Below are 18,415 nucleotides of genomic sequence, written 5' to 3'. Positions count from 1 at the left end.
CGATCTGTTGATTTGCAGGTCGATGGGCCGAGAAATCCGGCCCATCGACCAAGAGCTGTCAGACGTGCGGCAAGCCTACTGCTTGCAGGGCGGCTCGCCAGGATGCCCGCAGGTCGGCTTCTTGCCGGGCTGCTGCTTGGCCAGTTCCGGCAGACGCCGCTCCTGCTGATGGGCCTGAGGTTTCGGCTGCACCTGGAACTGCGGCTTTTCCTGCCTGGACAGGACCTGCACGTTCGGCTTGTTGACCTTGACGTTGCGCTGGACATTGGTGTCCGCGCCGGCCTGTCCGCCACCGTTGCCAGTCAGCTTGCGGAACTTCTTGCCGCCCTCGCCACCATTGCCCGTGCCCTGCCCGTCCGGAGCCAGGGTCGCGCCGGCGGCCAGGTCCTTGCGCGTAAACTTCTTCGGTTTGCCGCCATTCTGATCGGACAGGATCGCCGGGTTGTTCTTGCCGAGCTTGTCCTGCACGGTCGGCCCATTCGTTACGGGCACGCCATTGACGGTCGGCAGCTTGCGCAATTTGCCCTTGCCGGTCTGCGCCCCGGCGCCCTGCCCGGTGACGACCTCGCCCTGCTTGCCGAGCGTCTTCAGGCGACTGTCCGCCACCGCCGGCTTGCCGTTGACGAGCGGCAGCGTCTTGCCGTTGTTCACGAGCGGAACCGCAGTCTTGCCATTGGCGAGCGGGAGCGTCTTGCCATTGGCGAGCGGAACGGTCTTACCGTTGACGAGTGGCAGTGTCTTGCCGTCGGCGCCCGGCAAGGCATGCTCGGTCGCAAGCGTCTTCGACAATGGCGCGACCAGGCCCGGCTGCTTGCCCTGCTGGAGCGCCGCCCGCTTCTGCAGCAGCGGCGGTAGCGCGACCTTGGTGGCCAAGGCGGCGGCGCCCAGCCCGACCGCGCCGGCGGTCAGCTTCTGGCCAGTCGTGAGACCACCGCCCTGCGCTGCCTGGTTGTTCTCGTTGATCGTCGTGTTGTTGATGACGGTCGTGTTGTGGATGTTGTTGAAGATGATGTTGTCCGGCGGCGGCACGATGTCATGCGGCGGGTTGATCCACCTCGGGAACGGTACGAAGACCGGGCTCGGCAGGACGAAGACACCGACCGGCGGCGGCGGCGCCGCCAGCACGATGAACTCCGGCGGACGCGGCGGCAGGAAGACCACCGCGACCGGCGGCGGCGGATCGAAATCGAAATCCGGATCGTCGAAATAGAGCACCGGACGGTCGACATAGATGATTTCCTCCGGCGGCGGCGGCGGCACGTCGTAGACGATAACGGAGAAGCTCGGCGGCGGATCGAATGCCGCGTCGAAATGCTCGAGCCGGCGGCGCGCGTCCCAGGCGTGCGGGCCATGCGGATAGCGTTCCAGATAAGACCAGTAGGCCTCAGGCGTGTCGCGCATCCAGGTCTGGCGCCAGGTGATGGCCTCGCGCCGCGCCGCGATGATGGCGCGCACGCGCTTGGCCATCGGATCATGCGGATAGGCGACGATGAAATCCTCGTAGCCGCGCATCGTGTCGCGATCGAGCGCCGCGACATAGGCGTCGTGAGCGTCGAAATCACGGATTTCCCTGGTACGGTCGGCCTGCGACTCGGCTTCCGAAACCTTCGGCGCCGGCGCGTCCGGGGCGCGGTCGAAGAAGACGAAGGGCGTATTGATCTTCGAGACGTCCCACGGCACCTGCGCGCCTTGGGTGACCTCGTTGACGCGCAAGCGCGTGCGATCGAACAGATCCTCGAGCGACAGGCCGCCATCGCGCATCATCTCGGCGAGCGCCTGGGCGTAGGCGCCATACGGCCCCTTGCCTTCCGGCGCCGCCGTGCCGGGCGCGGCGTTGAAGGCGATCAGCATGTTGGGATCGGGATCGACCAGCGCGAGGCCGCCGGCGAGCGGCTGGTCCGACTGGGGAAAGTCATTCGGCCGCGCCGCGTCGAGCACGACGATGTTGACCTTGGTCGGCAGAGCGGCGAGCGGCCTGGTGAGGTCGGAAACGCGCACCGCCTGGATCGGCACGTCGGCCGGATTGCCGATCTTGGCGTCGACCGGCAGGAAATAGTTGTCGCCCTCGAACTGGGCGCCGTGGCCGGCAAGGTAGACGAAGACGACGGCGTCGGGGCCGGCGGCCGAAACCTTGGCGAGGAAATCGCGATAGGCGCCGCGCAGCGATTCCTGGTCGACGTCGCGGGCGCCGACCACGTCGAAGCCCGCCGCCTGCAAGGTTTGCGCGATCAGTCCGGCATCGTTGGCCGGCGTTGCCAGCGCGCCTGACGGGTAGGCGGCGTTGCCGATGACGAAAGCGAGGCGTTTTTGCTGCTGCGCGAGCGCGCCGGTCGCCGAGGCGCCGAGAACAAGGAAGAGGACAAGGAAACCGAGGAATTTCTGGAGCATCCGCATTTCAGGCCACCATCGTAAGAGCAACCGACGCTGTCGAGGCCCTTCCCCTCCTCCAGCGAATCCAGACTAGACCGTGCAACAAGGCGGCTTTGCGGCGCGCTTTCGGCAGCTTGCCAGCAAGCGCGCCAGAAGCGGCGGCTTCAACGAAATGTGATCGTGCCCGGGCCGGTTATCGCCGCTGCTTTGGCTTTTCCAAGAGCGCCACGGCCTCGACATGCGGCGACCACAGGAACTGATCGATCGGGGTGACGCTCTTCAGCGCATAGCCGCCATCGATGAGGATGCGCAGGTCGCGCGCGAGCGTCACCGGGTTGCACGAGACCGCGGCGACCAGCGGCACGTCGGAGCGCGCTATCTGCTTTGACTGATCCTCGGCGCCGGCGCGCGGCGGATCGAAGACGAGGCCATCGAAAGCGTTCAGCTCCTTGAAGGTGAGCGGCCGGCGGAACAGGTCGCGGCGTTCACTGGTCACCCGCTTCAGACCGCTGGCGAAGCGGAAGGCGCGGTCGAGCGCGGCAAGCGCCGGAGCGTCGCCCTCAGCGGCATGAACCTCGGATTTCGCCGCCAGCCGAAGCGCGAAGCTGCCGCAGCCGGCAAACAGATCAGCGACCTTCTTGGCGCGCGCCAGATGCTGGCCGACGAGGCTTGCCATCGTCTGTTCGGCGGCTTCCGTCGCCTGCAGGAAGGCGCCGGGCGGCACGGCGACAGCGACCGATCCGAACTGCACCACGGGCTTCTTCGGCTCGACGATGATCTCGCCATCGACGGAAAGCCTGGCCAGGCCTTCTGCCATGACGAAGTTGGAGGCGATGCGGCGCTGGCTGTCGCCGAGCTTGCCGGCATCCTGCACGGCGATGTCGAGCCCGGAAGCGGTGACGGTCACCGTCATGTGGAAGGTTTTGGGCGTGGCGCAGACCAATCCGGCCAGGGCGCGCAATTTATCGAGCGCCCCGACGATCGCCGGCAGCGAGATCGGGCATTCCTCGATCGGGATGATCTCGGAAGACAGCGCGCGCACGAAGCCGAGCAGCATGCCGGCCTCGGTGCGCCTGGCGCTGAAGGTCACGCGACGGCGGCTGTGCGGCGCGCAAGGCACCAGCGCGGCGATGTCGCAAGCAATGCCCTTGACCTTCAGCGCCTGCACGACCTTCTCGCGCTTCCATTGCCGGTAGGCTTCCGCCTCATAGTGCTGCAGCGCGCAGCCGCCGCATTCGGTGAAATGCCGACAGGCCGGATCGATCCTGAGCGGAGAGGCTTCCAGCACCGACATCAGCGTGGCGCGGCCATTCTGTCGCGCGGCGGTGACCGTCTCGCCGGGCAGCGTGAACGGGATGAAGACCTCTCCGCCCTCGGCACTGGCGATGCCGTCGCCCTGCGAGCCAAGCCTGGCGATGGTGAAACGTGTGCTCATCGCGATCCCTTTACGGCGGCGAGCAGGAACTCGCGGTTGCCGTCGCCGCCTTCGATCGGTGACGGGTGAACACCCAGCACGCACCAGCCGGGAACGCCGGCGAGCCAGTCGCGCAAGCTGACGGCAACGCGCTCAGCATCTTCAGGCTCCTTGAGCAGCCCGCCCTTGCCGATCGCCTCGCGCCCGGCCTCGAATTGCGGTTTGACCAGAAGGATTGCCTTGGCGCCCTCGCCGGCCAATTCCAGCGCCGGCGGCAGTGCCAACTTCAGAGAAATGAAGGATACATCGCAAACCAGGAAATCGGGCACGCGGCCGCCGAGATCGGCCGGCGTCAAATCGCGAGCGTTCAGCCCCTCGATAACCGTCACGCGCGGATCGCCGGCAATGTCGGGATGCATCTGGCCGTGGCCGACATCGATCGCCGTGACATGCGCTGTACCGCGCTCGAGCAGCACCTGGGTGAAGCCGCCGGTCGAGGCGCCGATATCGAGCGCCTCGCTGCCGGAAGGGTCCAGGCCGAAACGGTCGAGGCCGGCGATCAGCTTCAACGCGGCGCGCGACACATAGGCCCGCGCCGGATCGTCGATTGCGATCAGGCAGTCCGGCGCGACAGACTGACCGGGCTTGCGAGCAAGAATGCCGTCAACCGTCACCGTGCCGCGCTCGATGGCGTCGCGGGCACGCGAGCGGCTTGCGAACAGGCCGCGCTCGACGAGCAATTCGTCGAGCCGCTGGCGCTGGCTGGCTGGCAAAGGCGAACTCATCGGCCTTCATTGGCGAAAGCGGGGCGCGAACGCAATGGGTTGAATACGGCGCAAGAGGCTGCAGAATGCCGACGCAAAGGGCCGGCGATCGGCCGGTGGAGGTGGCAATGCTGAAAGGCAGCTGTCATTGCGGCGCGACCTGCTGGACGCTGGAAGGCGATCCGGGCGGAATCACCGCCTGCAATTGCACGCTCTGCCGCCGCTACGGCACGCTCTGGGCCTATGACTATGTCGATGAGCGCATCCGCGTCGCCGGGCCGCTGAAATCCTACACGCGCGCCGAGGTGGCGGAACCCGCGCTGGAAATCCTGTTCTGCCCGACCTGCGCCTGCGTGGTCGCCTGGCGCGGCCTGCGCCCGGGCAAGAGCGGACGCAGGCGCATCGCCGTCAATCTCAGGCTGGCGCCGCCGGAGGAAGTCGCCGACCTGCCGATCGACCATTTCGACGGCCTGGACAGTTTCGACGACTTGCCGCGCGACGGACGCTGCGTGCGCGATATGTGGTTCTAGAGCTCTTTGTTTTTACGCAATTCCGGACGGAAAACCGCTCACACTTTTCCTGGAATTGCTCTAGAAAACGGTGCGCGAAACCTGGCGCTCGACTGCCGGCGTCAGGCCGTCATTGCCGGAGGCTTCCTTGCGCGGCGGCTCGACCGGAGCGGGCGCGACGGGCGCCGCTTCCGGCAGCACCACGAGTTGAGGCCTCTGCCTATAGGAGAAGCCGCCGCGGATGTTGCCCATCTTGCCGGCGACGATATCCATCGCCGCCTTTTCGATATTGCGGTCGTAGCGCGTTTCGGCTGCCACCGGCGCAATCATGGCCGCCAAAAAGGCCATGCCGCACAGAAACGACTTGATCATTGTCAACCCCCTGCCTGGCTCCAACTTCTAGCAGGGCGCCGTTGAAAATCGGCCAAGAGACAGGGTAAGCGAACCGCCAAACGGGAGCGTTAACAGAAGCTTAAAGCCGGAAGCCGGCAAATTGATTCAGGGAATTGACGTTTCGATTCAGGCGCGCTGCGCCTGCTCGCCACGGCCGAGCGCGGCGAAGACCGTGTGCACGATGCCTGCCGAGTCCAGGCCGGCGTCGGCATACATTTTTTCGGGCTTGGCGTGATCGCTGAACACGTCCGGCAGCACCAGCGGGCGCACCTTGAGGCCGCTTTCAAGCAAGCCTTCATGGGCGAGGAAATGCAGCACCTGGCTGGCGAAGCCGCCGATGGCACCCTCCTCCACGGTGACCAGCACTTCGTGCGAGCGGGCGAGACGACGGATAAGATCCTCGTCCAGCGGCTTGGCGAAGCGGGCGTCGGCGACGGTGGTGGACAGGCCTGCGGCGCCGAGCTCCTCGGCGGCCAGAAGGCAATCCTGCAGCCGCGTGCCAAAGGAGAGAAGCGCGACCTTGGTGCCCTCTTTAACGATGCGGCCCTTGCCGATCTCGAGCACCGAACCACGCTCCGGCATGTCGACGCCGACGCCATTGCCGCGCGGATAGCGGAAGGCGATCGGGCCGTCATCGTAGGACGCCGCCGTGCGCACCATGTGGCGAAGCTCAGCCTCGTCGGCCGCGGCCATGACGACGAAGCCCGGCAGCGAGGCCAGGAAGGTCGTGTCGAAGGCACCGCAATGGGTGGCGCCGTCGGCGCCAACGAAACCGGCGCGGTCGATGGGAAAACGCACCGGTAATTTCTGGATCGCCACGTCGTGGACGACCTGGTCGTAGGCGCGCTGCAGGAAGGTGGAATAGATGGCGGCGAACGGCTTGTAGCCTTCGGTGGCGAGCCCCGCGGCGAAGGTCACCGCGTGCTGCTCGGCAATGCCGACATCGAAGGTTCGCTTGGGAAACACCTCGCCGAAGAGATCGAGGCCGGTGCCGCTCGGCATGGCGGCGGTGATGGCGACGATGCGCTCGTCCTCGCGCGCTTCCTGGATCAGGCTTTCGGCGAAGACCTTGGTGTAGGCCGGCGCGTTGGCCGGCGCCTTGGCCTGCGCGCCGGTGATGACGTCGAATTTGTTGACGCCGTGATATTTGTCGGCCGCGGCCTCGGCCGGCGCATAGCCCTTGCCTTTCTGGGTCACGACATGGATCAGCACAGGGCCGTCGGCGTTGTCGCGAACATTCTTCAGCACCGGGATGAGGTGCTCGAGATTGTGCCCGTCGATCGGGCCGATGTGATAGAAGCCGAGCTCTTCGAACAAGGTGCCGCCGGTGACATAGCCGCGCGCATGCTCGACCGCGCGGGTGATGGCGCGGTCGGCGCGCTTGCCGAGATAGGAGGTCAGCTTCTTGCCGAAATCGCGCAGGCCGAGATAGGCCTTGCCGGAGGCGAGCCTGGCCAGATAGGCGCTCATCGCGCCGGTCGGCGGGGCGATCGACATGTCGTTGTCGTTGAGGATGACGATCAGGCGGGCATCGAGCGCGCCGGCATTGTTCAGCGCCTCGAAAGCCATACCGGCAGACATCGAGCCGTCGCCGATGACCGAGATCACGTTGTTACGGCGGCCCGACAGGTCGCGGGCCATGGCCATGCCGAGGCCGGCCGAAATCGAGGTCGAGGAGTGCGCGGCGCCGAACGGGTCGTATTCGCTCTCCGCCCGGCGGGTGAAACCGGAAAGCCCGCCTTCCTGGCGCAGCGTGCGGATGCGGTCGCGGCGACCGGTCAGGATCTTGTGCGGATAGGCTTGGTGGCCAACATCCCAGATCAGCCGGTCCTGCGGCGTGTTGAAGACGTAATGCAGGGCAACCGTCAGCTCGACGACGCCGAGGCCGGCGCCGAGGTGGCCGCCGGTCTGCGACACAGCGTCGATCAGCTCGGCGCGCAGGTCGGCCGCGAGTTGCGGGAGCGTGCTCTCGTCAAGCGTCCGCACATCCGCCGGAATGCGGACCTTGTCGAGCAGCGGTGTTTCAAGCTTTGGGCTCACTCAGGCGCTACCTGCTGAAATCCGTCAAACACGGCGCTAGCAATGAATTGCGCCATAATCATGCGCGGCATAGGCCGCCGGCGGGCGAATGTAAATGTGCGTCAGTGACGCGCAACCGCCATACGGACGGTATGCTTAGCCTTCCGGCAACGGAATGAACTCCTCCTCATCGCCAGGAACGATATCGAAGCGGCCTGTCTTCCATTCCTGCTTGGCCTGTTCGATGCGTTCCTTCGAGGACGAGACGAAATTCCACCAGATATAGCGCTTGGAGCCGAGCGAAGCGCCGCCGAACAGCATGAAATGCGCGCCACGCTCGGAAGAAACGACGATTTCCTCGCCCGGCTTGAAGACCAGAAGCCGCTCAGCCGGGAAGACATCGCCGGCGATCGAGACGTCGCCTTCCAGCGTGTAGATGGCGCGCTCCTCGGCATCGGCCGGAATTTTCACGGCAGCACCCGCCGCCAGGCGCAGGTCGGCATAAAGCGTGTCGGAAGCGGTCGCCACGGGCGAGCGCCATCCTGAGAATTCGCCGATGACGACGCGGCCGCTGACGCCCTCCGCATCGATCTCCGGCAGGCGAGCCATTGATGTGTTGGCGAAGATCGGGGCAATCTCCTCTTTGCCATCCGGCAGCGCCAGCCAGGTCTGCAGGCCGGAAACCGACATCGGCGCGCCGCGCAGCTCTTCCGGCGTGCGCTCGGAGTGAACGATGCCACGCCCAGCGGTCATCAAATTTACATCGCCGGGCGCGATCACCATTTCGGTGCCGAGCGAGTCGCGATGCCTGATCTTGCCGTCGAACAGGTAGGTGACGGTGGACAGGCCGATATGCGGATGCGGGCGAACGTCGAGCGCATGGCCGGCGCGCAGGATGGCCGGGCCCATTCGATCGAAGAAGATGAATGGCCCGACCAGCCGGCGCTTGGCCGTCGGCAAGGCCCGGCGCACCTCGAAACCGCCAATGTCCTTGGCGTTCGGAACCACCATCAGCTCGATCTGGTCGCAGGCGAAGGCATCGCCGGGTTCAGGATCGTTTCCCGGAAAGAAGCTCATGTCGGTTCCTCAGGCGAAACGAAGCGCCGACCTTGCTTTCGCTTTGGCGGCCTCTTCCTCGCGATTGCGCGGTTCCTGATTGGTCTCGAGTGAATCGATGAGCTCGCGCGCGATCGCCGCGATCGCCTCGACCGCGTGGTGGAAGGCATGCTCGTTGCGCCTGGACGGCTTGGTCGAGCCGCTCAACTTGCGCACGAATTGAAGCGCTGCGTCATGCACTTCGTCATTGGTCGCCGGCGGTTCGAAATTGGCCAGGGTCTTGATGTTGCGGCACATGGCTTGAACTCCTTACCTTCCTTGCTCTGCCCATCCTCTTCCAACTATTCGCCGTCGAGCGGCTCCGTTCCCACCGGCTTGCCGTCGCGCGACAGCCTGATCTTCTCGACCTTGTCCTCGGCCGCCTTCAGCAGCCGGTCGCAATGAGCCTTCAACGCCTCGCCGCGCTCATAGATCCTGATCGACTGGTCGAGCGGGACGTCACCGCGCTCCAGATCATCGACGATCTTCTCCAGCGCGTCGAGCGCCTGTTCGAAGCTCATCGCCTTGACGTCCTCATTGCCTTCCACTGCCATACCCTATCCCTTCATCAGCCGCCCAACATGGGCGGCGACTGAAAATGCCAGTCCCTGCAGATCGTAACCGCCTTCCAGCAGGCTGACGAGCCTGTTGGAGCTGTGGCGGCCGGCGCGCTCCATCAGCTTGCCGGTCGCCCAGTCGAAATCGTCCTCGGTCAGGTTGATCTCGGCCAGCGGATCGCGGTGGTGCGCGTCGAAGCCGGCCGAAATGATGATCAGGTCCGGAGCGAACGCGTCGATGGACGGTAGCACGCGCGACAGGAAGGCGTCGCGAAATAGGTCGCTGCCGGTGCGCGGCGCGAGCGGCGCGTTGACGATGTTGCCAGCGCCGGTTTCGCTCTTCGCGCCGGTGCCCGGATAAAGCGGCATCTGATGCGTCGAGCAGTAGAGCACCGACGGGTCGTCCCAAAAGATGTCCTGCGTGCCGTTGCCGTGGTGGACGTCCCAGTCGACGATGGCGACGCGCTCGGCTTGATGCTTCTTCTGGGCGTAGCGGGCGGCGATCGCCGCCGTGTTGAACAGGCAAAAGCCCATCGCCGTGGTCCTTTCGGCATGGTGACCAGGCGGACGGGCGGCGACGAAGGCATTGGCGGCACGGCCCTCGAAGACGTCGTCGACGGCAGCGTTGGCGCCGCCGATCGCCGTCACCACGGCCTGCCAGCTTTTCGGGCTGGCGCTGGTGTCGGCGTCGATCGAGGCGATGCCGCTTTCGGGGATCGCCGCGCGCACCCGCTCGACGTGATCCTCGGGATGCGCGTAGAGGATGGTTTTTTCGTCGCCCTCCGGCGCCTTGACGCGGTCAAGGGCCGAAAAAGCCTCGTCGTCGAGCACGCGCTCGATGGCGCGCAGTCGGTCGGGCCGCTCGGGATGGCCGGGCGGCGTGATGTGTTCGAGGAAGATCGGGTGCGTGTAGAGACGGGTTGTCATGACGCCTAATCTAGGCACCCGTGGCCTGGATGACCATGTTTGAAAGCCGAATGGCTGGGGAAAATTGCGTCAGCCGGTGTCGCCCGCGCCATTGGCGCGGCCCGCGCTTCGCGATAAGGTCACCTAGCTGCCTGGTGCCCGCGACGCGGGAGAATCGGGAACACGGTGAAAATCCGTGGCGTGCCCAACGCTGTGAGGGGGACCGCGCCGGCAAAGCCACTGTCGAAAGACGGGAAGGCGCCGGATGCGGGACGATCCCGAGCCAGAAGACCGGCCTGGCAGACATGGTTATCCGCTTGGTCAGGCGGGTGACTGCTTGTCGCAAGGGGAAAAGCGATGACGGCAGCAGCGATCGCCGCGAGCGGCGATGACTTTGACCAATTGGCGCGCGACGCGGTGTACCGGGCGATGTTCACCAGGCGCGACGTGCGCAGCCATTTCACAGCCGACGATCTCGACGATGCCGTGCTGGCGCGGCTCATCACCGCCGCGCACCATGCGCCCTCGGTCGGCTACATGCAGCCGTGGAATTTCATCGTCATCCGCGACCCAGCAAGGCGGCGTCAGGTGCGCGACCTGTTTCTTGCCGCACGCGAGCAGGAACTGCCGGCGATGGAGGCGGAACGGCAGGCGCTCTACCGCAAGCTGAAGCTCGAAGGCATCTGCGAAAGCGCGCTCAACCTCTGCATCACCTGCGACCGGCAGCGCTCGAAGGACTCGCCGCTCGGGCGCTGGCACAATCCGGAAATGGACCTCTACAGCACCGTCTGCGCGGTGCAGAATTTCTGGCTGGCGGCGCGGGCCGAAGGCGTCGGCGTCGGCTGGGTGAGCATCATCGAGACCGAGGCGCTGAAGCGGCTCCTGTCGATGCCCGAGCATGTCACGCCGATCGCCTATCTCTGCGTCGGCCGGGTCTCGGCTTTCGCGCCTAAGCCTGACCTCGAAGCGCATGGCTGGGGCAAGCGCCTGCCGCTGCCCGAGCTGGTGATGAGCGAGACGTTTCGCGGCGCCGGCGAAGCGCCGCTCAAATCGGCGATTGCAAGGCTTAGTGGCCCGCCAAAGCAATGATCAAGCAGCCCGGGGCGTATCCCAGCGCGAGCCGCCGCCGAAGGAGCCCAGCGCCCTGTCGCGGAGTTCCCTGAACTTGGACGAGGCCTCGGCCAGCCGGTGGTCCCATTCGGGATTGGGCGTCTGGCCTTCGATGGCTTCGAAATAGACCTGCATCAGCGAGGCGATGGCGAAGGGTTCGATGAAGGCCGCCTTGAAGGCCCAGGCAAAGACGATGGCCAGCACGAAGGCCCAGCCGGCAAGCTGTCCCGGCATGATCCAGAGGATCGTGGCCGCGGGCGCCAGCATCAACAGGAAGATGACGAAGGACACGCCCCACATGATCACCGCCAGCCAGACGGCGTTCTTGACCATGTGCTTGCCGTTCTGGGCGTAAAGCACGACGCCTTGCCGTGCCGTCTCGAAGGGCGAGCTCGAATTGATGCGGATGTTGTAGCCTAGGATGATCTCGTCGACATAGGTCAGCGAGATGCGGATGACGGTGTTGATGAAGCTGACGATGCCGCTCAGGCCCGGAATGGGCAGGAAGGCGGCAACGCCGCCGATCAGGCCGGTGATGGCGCGGATGGCGCCCTTGACCAGCTGGTCGACGACGAAAAGGATATTGGCCTCGGCAAAACGCTGGGTGACCACCTCCTTGGCATAGGCGATCTGGCCCCGGCCGTCGGGAACGTCATGGCCGTCGATCAGATGCACCATGACGGCGATATGGCCGGCCTTGAGCACGTAGAGGATGTATTCGCGGATCCAGTAGACGGCGATCGAGACGACGCCGAAGCCGACCACGCCGCCCCACAAGGCAAACGACACCGGGCCGTCCGGATCGGTCGAGATATGGCCGACGCCATAGCCGACGCTGGCGCCCGTGCCGGTCGCCATGATGTAGGCGACGGTGATGCCGAAATAGACGATCATGCGAAAGACGATGAACGGCCATGTCCGCATCATGATGGACACCGACCGGCCGATGCTGAAGTCCCACATGGCCCCGACTCTCCACACCCTAAGAGTTGGCGGTGGAGGATGCGCTCGCCCCGGCTGTTGTCAATCACGGCAGGGTTGCGCCGGTCCGAAACCGGTGCAAAACCCGGTGGCTTGGTTACCCAAGCGTGCGGTTAGGCCCTCTTGTGCAAACCTTCGAGCAGTTGCTTGAACGCCGCGATCGCCTTCTTGGACGTCGCTTCGGGATCCTTGGAATTGGCGATGCGCTGCGCGGCCTGGCTGCTGGCGCCGTTGATCAACCGCGCCGCCGTCTCCGGGTCGAGATCAGCCACGACCACCCCCTCCTGCTGCAGCGCGGTCAAGTGATCGGTCATTGAGGCCGTGCAGGCATTGGCGTTCGGCCATTGCGCCGGGTCGCCGAGCACGGCCGGGCCGTCGCGGAACATGATGCGCTGGATCTCAGGCTCCAGCGCCATCTCGATATAGGTGGTGCATTCGTCGACGAAATGCTGCCAGCGGGTCGGCGCCTTCGACGCCACCTCGTTCACGCGCACGGCCATCTCGCCGTCGATCTCGGCGATCACCGCCTGCAGCAGCCCCTTCTTGTCGCCGAAATGATGATAGAGCGCGCCGCGCGTCAGGCCGGCCGAGGCGGTAAAATCGTCCATCGAGGCTTCGGCATAGCCGATCGTGCCGAAAGCGTGGCGGGCGGCCGCGATCAGCTTGCCGCGGGTCGCGGCGATCATCTCCTTGCGCGGTCTGTGCATGGTCCTGGCCCTACTCACATACGCACTGTATGCCAATTGACATACGCGGCGTATGAATTATCTGACGTTCATACGCAGCGTATTTAGTTGTGGTATACACCCTTGTCGAGGAGCCAGAGCATGCGAAACCCCTATGCGGAAATCTTTCGGGCTTCCGGCACGAAAGGCTTTGCCGCGGCCGCTTTCATCGCCCGGCTGCCGATCGCCATGGCGCCGATCGGCATCGTGGCGATGCTGTCGCAGACGCATGGCGAATACTGGCTGGCCGGAGCGGTCTCCGCGACCTATGCGCTGGTCAACGCGTTCGTGTCGCCGCAGGTGTCGCGGCTGGTGGACCGGCGAGGCCAGACGGCGATCGCCGCGCCGATGACGGTCGTCTCTGTGCTTTCCTTCTCGACACTGATCATTGCCGCCAACCAGCACTGGCCGGCCTGGACCTTGTTCGGGTCGGCGCTGCTCGCCGCCGCCATGCCCAACATCCCGGCGCTGGTCAGGGCGCGCTGGACCGAGATCTTTCGCGACCGGCCGGAGCTCAACACCGCCTTCGCCTTCGAATCGGCCGCGGACGAGCTGGTCTATGTCGCCGGCGCGTCGCTGTCGGTGGGCCTGAGCGCGGCGCTGTTTCCCGAAGCCGGCATGGTGGTCAGCACAGTGCTGCTGGCGCTTGGCTCGACGGCATTCCTTTTGCAGCGCTCGTCCGAGCCGCCTGCGCGCCTCGCCGAGCATGGCGCCGCGGGCTCGGCGATCGGCCTGCGGCCGGTCCAGATCATCACCTTCGCGCTGATCTTCGTCGGCGCGACCTTCGCCACCACGGAAGTCACCACCGTCGCCATCACCAAGGCGCTCGGCCAGCCCGAAGCGGCAAGCCTTGTCATCGGCGTCTATGCGTTGGGCTCGTTCGTGCTCGGCGTCGTCGTCGGCGCGCTCAGCCTGAAGGCGCCGCTACAGCGGCAGTTGGCTGTCGCGGTCGGCGTGGTCGCGCTCACCACCCTGCCGCTGCTCTTTGCCGACACGGTGCCGGTTCTGGCACTTGCAGTTTTCGTCAGCGGCGTCGCGATCTCGCCGACCTTCATTACCGCTTTCGGCCTGATCGAACGCCACGTGCCTCCGGCGATGCTGACCGAAGGCGTCACCTGGGTGACGACCGGGATCGGCATCGGCATGGCGCTGGGCTCCTTCGCCGCCGGCTGGATGGTCGACAATTTCGGTCCGCAGAACGGGTTCTTCGTGTCCGTCGCGGCAGGCGCCATCGCCCTGGTCACCGTGCTCGCCGGCCAACGTCGGCTGGCGACGGATGATTGCGATGCGGACAGAGGCGAAGCGGTGATCCTGGCCGAGTAGTTCGACACGTCCGGCGGCCCGCCGGGCGTCAGGCCGGCCGCCGCCCTTTATAGCTCGCCGCCGTGACGATGAAGAGGCCCGTCGGCGCGCCATGCAGCATCACGTCCCTGTCGAAGGTGAAGCCGCTTTTCTCCAGCACGCGGCGCGAGGCCGGATTTGCCGGCCGCGCCAAAGCGATCACGCGCTCGGCTTCCAGAGTCAGGAACGCCGCGCGCAAGGCTTCCATGACCAGCTCGCTGGCATAGCCGTGACCCCAACTGCCGGGATGGAGATGGTAGGAGAGGTTCAGGCCTTCGAAGTCACTCGAGAGGGTGACGCCGCCGAAGCCGACCAGCCTGCCTTCCGCCTCGACTGCCCAGCGACCGAAACCGTTTTTGTCCCAGTGGTCGATGTCGCGGGCGAGCCTCGCCGCGCTCTGTTGCAGCGTGTCGGGTGTCGGGTCGGGGCGATGCGCGACCAGTTCGGGCCGCGAGAACAGATCGACCAGGAAGTCGAGATCGGCAGCCGCCGGCCGGCGCAGCAACAGCCTTTTGCTGTCCTGACTGGACGGGAGCGACCTGCTCATCACCCTGGCCGGCGATCCGGGACCCTAGAGGATCTCGGTCTTGGCGATGTGGATGCCGAAGCCTTCGAGACCGACATAGTGGCGCTCGCGCGAGGCGATCAGGTTGATCGAGGAGATGCCGAGATCCTTGAGGATCTGGGCGCCGAGGCCGATCTCGCGCCATTCGTTCTCGCGGCGGCGGGCTTCATCATGGTCCTCGCGGTCGCCGCTGACCGGACGCTTGCGCTCCTGATGGGCGACGCCGACCGAGCCCTCGCGCAGATAGACGATGACACCGCGCTTGCGCTCGCCCATCGCCTTCATGATGCCGTCGAGCCGATGGCTGGTGCCGAAGACGTCGGTGACGACATCTTCCGAATGCAGCCGCACCGGCACGTCCTCGCCATCGCGGATATCGCCGAATACGACCGCGACATGGTGCATGGTGTCCCACGGCAGCGTATAGGTGAAAACCTGCGCCTTGCCGCCGAGCGTGTCGATGTCCGAGCAGGCGACGCGCTCGACCAGCGTTTCCTTGCGCTGCCGGTAGGCGATGAGATCGGCGACCGAAACCTGCTTCAGGCCATGCTCTTCGGCGAAGGCTTGCACCTGCGGGCCGCGCTTCACGGTGCCGTCGTCATTGACCAGCTCGGAGATGACGCCGATCGGCGGCAGGCCGGCGAGCTTGCAGAGATCGACCGCGGCTTCCGTATGGCCCGAGCGCATCAGCACGCCGCCCTCGCGCGCGATCAGCGGGAAAATGTGGCCAGGACGCACGAAATCCGAGGCGCCGACATTGCCGTTGGCGAGGTTGCGCACGGTCAGCGTGCGGTCGTCGGCCGAAATGCCCGTGGTGGTGCCATGCTTGAAATCGACGCTGACGGTAAAGGCCGTGGTGTGCGCGGAATCATTGTCGGCGACCATCGGCTGCAGATTGAGCCGCTTGGCCTCCTCGCGCGGCATCGGCGTGCAGACGATGCCGGAGGTGTTGCGGACGATGAAGGCCATCTTCTCCGGCGTGCAGTGCACGGCGGCGACGATCAGGTCGCCCTCGTTCTCGCGCCCGTCATCGTCCATGACGACGACGATCTCGCCGCGCTCGAAGGCGCGGATCGCTTCGACGATCTTCTTCTGGTCGTATGGCATGGGGCGCTCGCTTCGCTCGCAGGGAATAGGAATTAGGCAGTAGGCACTAGAGAAAAGGCTGTTTCGGGGTGGGCAGGTTCGCCTACTGCCTAATCCCTACTGCCTATTCCCTTTCCTGTCTGTCCTCTGTGCCGCAGATAATGATCGGCGATCGCGCAGGCAACCATGGCTTCGCCGATCGGCACGGCGCGGATGCCGACGCACGGGTCGTGGCGGCCCTTGGTCATCACCTCGACATCCTTGCCATCCTTGTCGATCGACTGGCGCGGGGTCAGGATCGAGGAGGTCGGCTTGACGGCGAAGCGGGCGACGATCGCCTGTCCGGTCGAGATGCCGCCCAGGATGCCGCCGGCATTGTTGGACAGGAACACCGGCTTGCCGTCATTGCCCATGCGCATCTCGTCGGCGTTCTGTTCGCCGGTGATGCGGGCCGCCTCGAAGCCGTTGCCGATCTCGACGCCCTTGACGGCGTTGATCGACATCAGGCCGGAAGCGATGTCCTGGTCGAGCTTGGCGTAGATCGGCGCGCCGAGGCCGGCCGGCACGCCGTCGGCGACGATCTCGATCACCGCGCCGACCGAGGAGCCGGCCTTGCGGATGCCGTCGAGATATTGGGTGAAGACCGGAACCGAGGCCGGATCCGGAGTGAAGAACGGGTTTTCGGCGTCACCGACGAAATTCCAGTTCCAGTTGGCGCGATCGATCGACTTTTCGCCCATTGAGACCAGCGCGCCGCGCACCGTCAGGCCTGGCACGATCTTGCGCGCCAGCGCGCCGGCCGCGACCCGGGCGGCAGTCTCGCGCGCCGAGGAGCGGCCGCCGCCGCGATGGTCGCGCAAGCCGTATTTGACGTCGTAGGTGTAGTCGGCATGGCCCGGCCGGTACTGGCGGGCGATCTCGCCATAGTCCTTGGAGCGCTGGTCGACATTCTCGATCAGCATCGACACCGGCGTGCCGGTGGTGATCATCGTCTCGCCGTCCTCGTCGAGGATGAAGCCGGACAGGATCTCGACCTCGTCCGGCTCGCGGCGCTGGGTGACGAAACGCGACTGTCCGGGGCGGCGGCGGTCGAGCTCGGCCTGGATGTCCTCGCGCTTGAAGCGGATGCCGGGCGGGCAGCCGTCGACAACGCAGCCGAGCGCGGCGCCGTGGCTTTCACCCCAGGTGGTGACGCGGAAGAGGTGGCCGAATGTGTTGTGCGACATGAAAAGCACCCTGCCCCGGCGGCGACGCCGGCAACTTAATGTGGTGCAGCGTCCCTTGCGCATCCAAAAGGACGCGCGGCGCTCCACGGCTGCCTTCTATTGGCGTTTTCCACAGGGGTCAAACGGTGATCGGATGCATCAAACTGTGATGTGGCTGATTTAGTTTTGACACATTCGGTTGGTTTCTGCTCTCTTCCCATCCGCCGTTGAGGACCCGCCGCTGACCAGCCGGCGCAATGACCAAAGAGGACGACGATGCGTACCCTGATTGGCGCCGCCTGCGCCATGTTGCTGATTTCCACCGCCGCCGCGTTCGCCGGCCAGACCGAAGGCCTGATCAAGAAGGTCGACAAGGACACGCTGACGCTGACGCTTGACGACGGAAAAGCCTACAAGCTCAACGCCGAGACCGATCTCGACTCGCTGAAGCCCGGCATGGACATCGTCATCGCCTATGACGTGAGCAATGGCGAGAATGTCGTTACCGATATGCAGTTGCCCGACAGCGACCAGAATTAGAATTCAGGTGAGGCCGGCCTGCGAAAGCCGGCTTCCTGCGCTTCCGGTGCTCACGTACTAGAAGTACGCTCCGCTCCGGCCTTCGCCGGCCGAAGCCCTCATAAGTGTCTCCGCTATGAACGCTACGGTCGGCGTAGGCCGGTTCTCGGAATCCACCGTTCTCGACTCGGCCTGACCTGAATTCGAAAGGTCGCAGCCTTCACAACCACTCCAGGCTGCGGCCCTCAAGCCGCAGCAGGCGATCCTGCGGGATTTCCAGGCCGGCGGCTTCCTGTTTGGAAATGCCGGTGACGAAGCGGAAGAAGCAGCGCATGACGCCGCCATGCGTGACGCAAACCGTAGGCCGGTCGAGTGCATCGAACCATGGCTTCACCCGTTCCAGCAGCATCTCGTAGCTTTCCGCGCCCTCGCCCGGCGGCTGGAAATCCCACTTGGCGGCGCGGCGACTTTTGGTAGAACCCGGGACACGCTTTTCGAGTTCGGCGAAGGTGAAACCCTGCCAGTCGCCGAAGCTTAGCTCCACCAGGCGCGGATCGGTGCGATAGGCGAGCGGGTCGAGCCCCATCGCCGCGCGCATCAGCTCCATGGTCTCGCGCGTGCGGCGCATCGGGCTGGCGACAAAATCGAAACCCGCGGCATTTCCGATGAGTTCCGCCAACCGGCGGCCGTTGTGCGTCGCCTGCTCGCGGCCAAGTTCGTTGATATCGGTATCGGCCTGGCCTTGCAGGCGGCGCTCGGCATTCCACTCGGTCTGGCCGTGGCGCGCGATGTAGACGAGCGGATACATCAGGTCTTCCGAGGTCGGGCCAGGGCCTGGACGAAGATAGCGGGGATA

19 protein-coding genes and 1 riboswitch are annotated in these 18,415 nt (G+C 65.4%); of the genes, 4 read left to right on the top strand and 15 right to left on the bottom strand.

Annotation, left to right across the window (positions count from 1 at the left end; genetic code table 11):
- Positions 1 to 75: 75 nt before the first annotated feature.
- From DPM33_RS02705 to DPM33_RS02695, 3 genes are all read right to left on the bottom strand, one after another.
- Entirely contained in the window at positions 76 to 2,388 is a 2,313-nt protein-coding gene (locus DPM33_RS02705) for a caspase family protein (protein WP_342634310.1), read from the bottom strand.
- Positions 2,389 to 2,563: 175 nt separating this feature from the next.
- Positions 2,564 to 3,805, bottom strand: coding sequence for a class I SAM-dependent RNA methyltransferase (locus DPM33_RS02700; RefSeq protein WP_112095329.1), 1,242 nt, complete (start codon positions 3,803 to 3,805; stop codon positions 2,564 to 2,566).
- Positions 3,802 to 4,569 carry a TlyA family RNA methyltransferase gene (locus DPM33_RS02695; protein ID WP_112095328.1) on the bottom strand — a complete coding sequence of 256 codons (768 nt, stop codon included), beginning with the start codon at positions 4,567 to 4,569 and terminating at the stop codon, positions 3,802 to 3,804. Before DPM33_RS02695 ends, DPM33_RS02700 begins: the two co-directional genes overlap by 4 nt.
- A 107-nt stretch (positions 4,570 to 4,676) precedes the next feature.
- Here DPM33_RS02695 and DPM33_RS02690 point away from each other — a divergent pair, with 107 nt between their 5' ends.
- On the top strand, positions 4,677 to 5,078 hold the full coding sequence (locus DPM33_RS02690) for a GFA family protein (protein WP_112095927.1): 402 nt from the start codon (positions 4,677 to 4,679) through the stop codon (positions 5,076 to 5,078).
- Positions 5,079 to 5,138: 60 nt separating this feature from the next.
- Here the strand turns inward: DPM33_RS02690 and DPM33_RS02685 are convergent, their stop codons facing one another.
- The 6 genes from DPM33_RS02685 to DPM33_RS02660 form a co-directional block, all read right to left on the bottom strand.
- Positions 5,139 to 5,429 (bottom strand): hypothetical protein, encoded by a 291-nt coding sequence (locus DPM33_RS02685; protein WP_245441968.1) that lies wholly within the window; start codon positions 5,427 to 5,429, stop codon positions 5,139 to 5,141.
- Between the two features lie 147 nt (positions 5,430 to 5,576).
- Positions 5,577 to 7,490, bottom strand: coding sequence for a 1-deoxy-D-xylulose-5-phosphate synthase (gene dxs, locus DPM33_RS02680; protein WP_112095327.1), 1,914 nt, complete (start codon positions 7,488 to 7,490; stop codon positions 5,577 to 5,579).
- Positions 7,491 to 7,625: 135 nt separating this feature from the next.
- On the bottom strand, positions 7,626 to 8,546 hold the full coding sequence (locus tag DPM33_RS02675) for a pirin family protein (protein ID WP_112095326.1): 921 nt from the start codon (positions 8,544 to 8,546) through the stop codon (positions 7,626 to 7,628).
- A 9-nt stretch (positions 8,547 to 8,555) separates the two neighbouring features.
- Positions 8,556 to 8,822, bottom strand: coding sequence for a DUF2277 domain-containing protein (locus DPM33_RS02670; protein WP_112095325.1), 267 nt, complete (start codon positions 8,820 to 8,822; stop codon positions 8,556 to 8,558).
- 44 nt (positions 8,823 to 8,866) lie between these two features.
- Positions 8,867 to 9,118: an exodeoxyribonuclease VII small subunit gene (locus DPM33_RS02665; protein WP_112095324.1), complete on the bottom strand. Its 252-nt coding sequence runs from the start codon at positions 9,116 to 9,118 to the stop codon at positions 8,867 to 8,869.
- 3 nt (positions 9,119 to 9,121) lie between these two features.
- Positions 9,122 to 10,048, bottom strand: coding sequence for a histone deacetylase family protein (locus DPM33_RS02660; protein ID WP_112095323.1), 927 nt, complete (start codon positions 10,046 to 10,048; stop codon positions 9,122 to 9,124).
- Positions 10,049 to 10,163: 115 nt separating this feature from the next.
- Positions 10,164 to 10,341, top strand: a riboswitch (cobalamin riboswitch).
- Positions 10,342 to 10,384: 43 nt separating this feature from the next.
- On the opposite strand from DPM33_RS02660, the gene bluB reads away from it, so the two are divergent.
- A complete protein-coding gene (gene bluB, locus DPM33_RS02655; RefSeq protein WP_112095322.1) occupies positions 10,385 to 11,116 on the top strand; it encodes a 5,6-dimethylbenzimidazole synthase in 732 nt (243 codons plus the stop codon).
- Here bluB and DPM33_RS02650 read toward each other — a convergent pair whose 3' ends face one another.
- Positions 11,117 to 12,100 (bottom strand): hypothetical protein, encoded by a 984-nt coding sequence (locus tag DPM33_RS02650; RefSeq protein WP_112095321.1) that lies wholly within the window; start codon positions 12,098 to 12,100, stop codon positions 11,117 to 11,119. It lies immediately after the preceding gene.
- Positions 12,101 to 12,231: 131 nt separating this feature from the next.
- A complete protein-coding gene (locus tag DPM33_RS02645; RefSeq protein ID WP_112095320.1) occupies positions 12,232 to 12,825 on the bottom strand; it encodes a TetR/AcrR family transcriptional regulator in 594 nt (197 codons plus the stop codon).
- Positions 12,826 to 12,945: 120 nt separating this feature from the next.
- Between DPM33_RS02645 and DPM33_RS02640 the strand changes: the two genes are divergently transcribed.
- The gene (locus tag DPM33_RS02640; protein ID WP_112095319.1) at positions 12,946 to 14,166 is read left to right on the top strand and encodes an MFS transporter; all 1,221 of its coding nucleotides are present in this window, start codon (positions 12,946 to 12,948) and stop codon (positions 14,164 to 14,166) included.
- Between the two features lie 28 nt (positions 14,167 to 14,194).
- Here the strand turns inward: DPM33_RS02640 and DPM33_RS02635 are convergent, their stop codons facing one another.
- From DPM33_RS02635 to aroC, 3 genes are all read right to left on the bottom strand, one after another.
- Positions 14,195 to 14,731 (bottom strand): GNAT family N-acetyltransferase, encoded by a 537-nt coding sequence (locus DPM33_RS02635; RefSeq protein WP_112095318.1) that lies wholly within the window; start codon positions 14,729 to 14,731, stop codon positions 14,195 to 14,197.
- Between the two features lie 24 nt (positions 14,732 to 14,755).
- Positions 14,756 to 15,856 carry a 3,4-dihydroxy-2-butanone-4-phosphate synthase gene (gene ribB / locus DPM33_RS02630; RefSeq protein ID WP_112095317.1) on the bottom strand — a complete coding sequence of 367 codons (1,101 nt, stop codon included), beginning with the start codon at positions 15,854 to 15,856 and terminating at the stop codon, positions 14,756 to 14,758.
- 89 nt (positions 15,857 to 15,945) lie between these two features.
- Entirely contained in the window at positions 15,946 to 17,061 is a 1,116-nt protein-coding gene (aroC, locus tag DPM33_RS02625; RefSeq protein WP_112095316.1) for a chorismate synthase, read from the bottom strand.
- A gap of 255 nt (positions 17,062 to 17,316) precedes the next feature.
- Between aroC and DPM33_RS02620 the strand changes: the two genes are divergently transcribed.
- On the top strand, positions 17,317 to 17,580 hold the full coding sequence (locus tag DPM33_RS02620) for a DUF1344 domain-containing protein (protein WP_112095315.1): 264 nt from the start codon (positions 17,317 to 17,319) through the stop codon (positions 17,578 to 17,580).
- Positions 17,581 to 17,779: 199 nt separating this feature from the next.
- Here the strand turns inward: DPM33_RS02620 and DPM33_RS02615 are convergent, their stop codons facing one another.
- A complete protein-coding gene (locus DPM33_RS02615) occupies positions 17,780 to 18,367 on the bottom strand; it encodes a histidine phosphatase family protein (RefSeq protein WP_112095314.1) in 588 nt (195 codons plus the stop codon).
- Between the last annotated feature and the right edge of the window lie 48 nt (positions 18,368 to 18,415).

It is taken from the genome of Mesorhizobium hawassense (genome assembly GCF_003289945.1).
Taxonomy (GTDB): domain Bacteria; phylum Pseudomonadota; class Alphaproteobacteria; order Rhizobiales; family Rhizobiaceae; genus Mesorhizobium; species Mesorhizobium hawassense.
Note: the sequence above shows the minus strand (reverse complement) of the source record. Positions and strands in the feature narration are given on the sequence as shown.

What these genes read in the sequence shown, in the direction of transcription:
- DPM33_RS02705 (WP_342634310.1), bottom strand. Translation starts at nt 2,388, where the DNA reads ATGCTCCAGAAATTCCTCGGTTTCCTTGTCCTCTTCCTTGTTCTCGGC.
- DPM33_RS02700 (WP_112095329.1), bottom strand. Translation starts at nt 3,805, where the DNA reads ATGAGCACACGTTTCACCATCGCCAGGCTTGGCTCGCAGGGCGACGGC.
- DPM33_RS02695 (WP_112095328.1), bottom strand. Translation starts at nt 4,569, where the DNA reads ATGAGTTCGCCTTTGCCAGCCAGCCAGCGCCAGCGGCTCGACGAATTG.
- DPM33_RS02690 (WP_112095927.1), top strand. Translation starts at nt 4,677, where the DNA reads ATGCTGAAAGGCAGCTGTCATTGCGGCGCGACCTGCTGGACGCTGGAA.
- DPM33_RS02685 (WP_245441968.1), bottom strand. Translation starts at nt 5,429, where the DNA reads ATGATCAAGTCGTTTCTGTGCGGCATGGCCTTTTTGGCGGCCATGATT.
- DPM33_RS02675 (WP_112095326.1), bottom strand. Translation starts at nt 8,546, where the DNA reads ATGAGCTTCTTTCCGGGAAACGATCCTGAACCCGGCGATGCCTTCGCC.
- DPM33_RS02670 (WP_112095325.1), bottom strand. Translation starts at nt 8,822, where the DNA reads ATGTGCCGCAACATCAAGACCCTGGCCAATTTCGAACCGCCGGCGACC.
- DPM33_RS02665 (WP_112095324.1), bottom strand. Translation starts at nt 9,118, where the DNA reads ATGGCAGTGGAAGGCAATGAGGACGTCAAGGCGATGAGCTTCGAACAG.
- DPM33_RS02660 (WP_112095323.1), bottom strand. Translation starts at nt 10,048, where the DNA reads ATGACAACCCGTCTCTACACGCACCCGATCTTCCTCGAACACATCACG.
- bluB (WP_112095322.1), top strand. Translation starts at nt 10,385, where the DNA reads ATGACGGCAGCAGCGATCGCCGCGAGCGGCGATGACTTTGACCAATTG.
- DPM33_RS02650 (WP_112095321.1), bottom strand. Translation starts at nt 12,100, where the DNA reads ATGTGGGACTTCAGCATCGGCCGGTCGGTGTCCATCATGATGCGGACA.
- DPM33_RS02645 (WP_112095320.1), bottom strand. Translation starts at nt 12,825, where the DNA reads ATGCACAGACCGCGCAAGGAGATGATCGCCGCGACCCGCGGCAAGCTG.
- DPM33_RS02640 (WP_112095319.1), top strand. Translation starts at nt 12,946, where the DNA reads ATGCGAAACCCCTATGCGGAAATCTTTCGGGCTTCCGGCACGAAAGGC.
- DPM33_RS02635 (WP_112095318.1), bottom strand. Translation starts at nt 14,731, where the DNA reads ATGAGCAGGTCGCTCCCGTCCAGTCAGGACAGCAAAAGGCTGTTGCTG.
- ribB (WP_112095317.1), bottom strand. Translation starts at nt 15,856, where the DNA reads ATGCCATACGACCAGAAGAAGATCGTCGAAGCGATCCGCGCCTTCGAG.
- aroC (WP_112095316.1), bottom strand. Translation starts at nt 17,061, where the DNA reads ATGTCGCACAACACATTCGGCCACCTCTTCCGCGTCACCACCTGGGGT.
- DPM33_RS02620 (WP_112095315.1), top strand. Translation starts at nt 17,317, where the DNA reads ATGCGTACCCTGATTGGCGCCGCCTGCGCCATGTTGCTGATTTCCACC.
- DPM33_RS02615 (WP_112095314.1), bottom strand. Translation starts at nt 18,367, where the DNA reads ATGTATCCGCTCGTCTACATCGCGCGCCACGGCCAGACCGAGTGGAAT.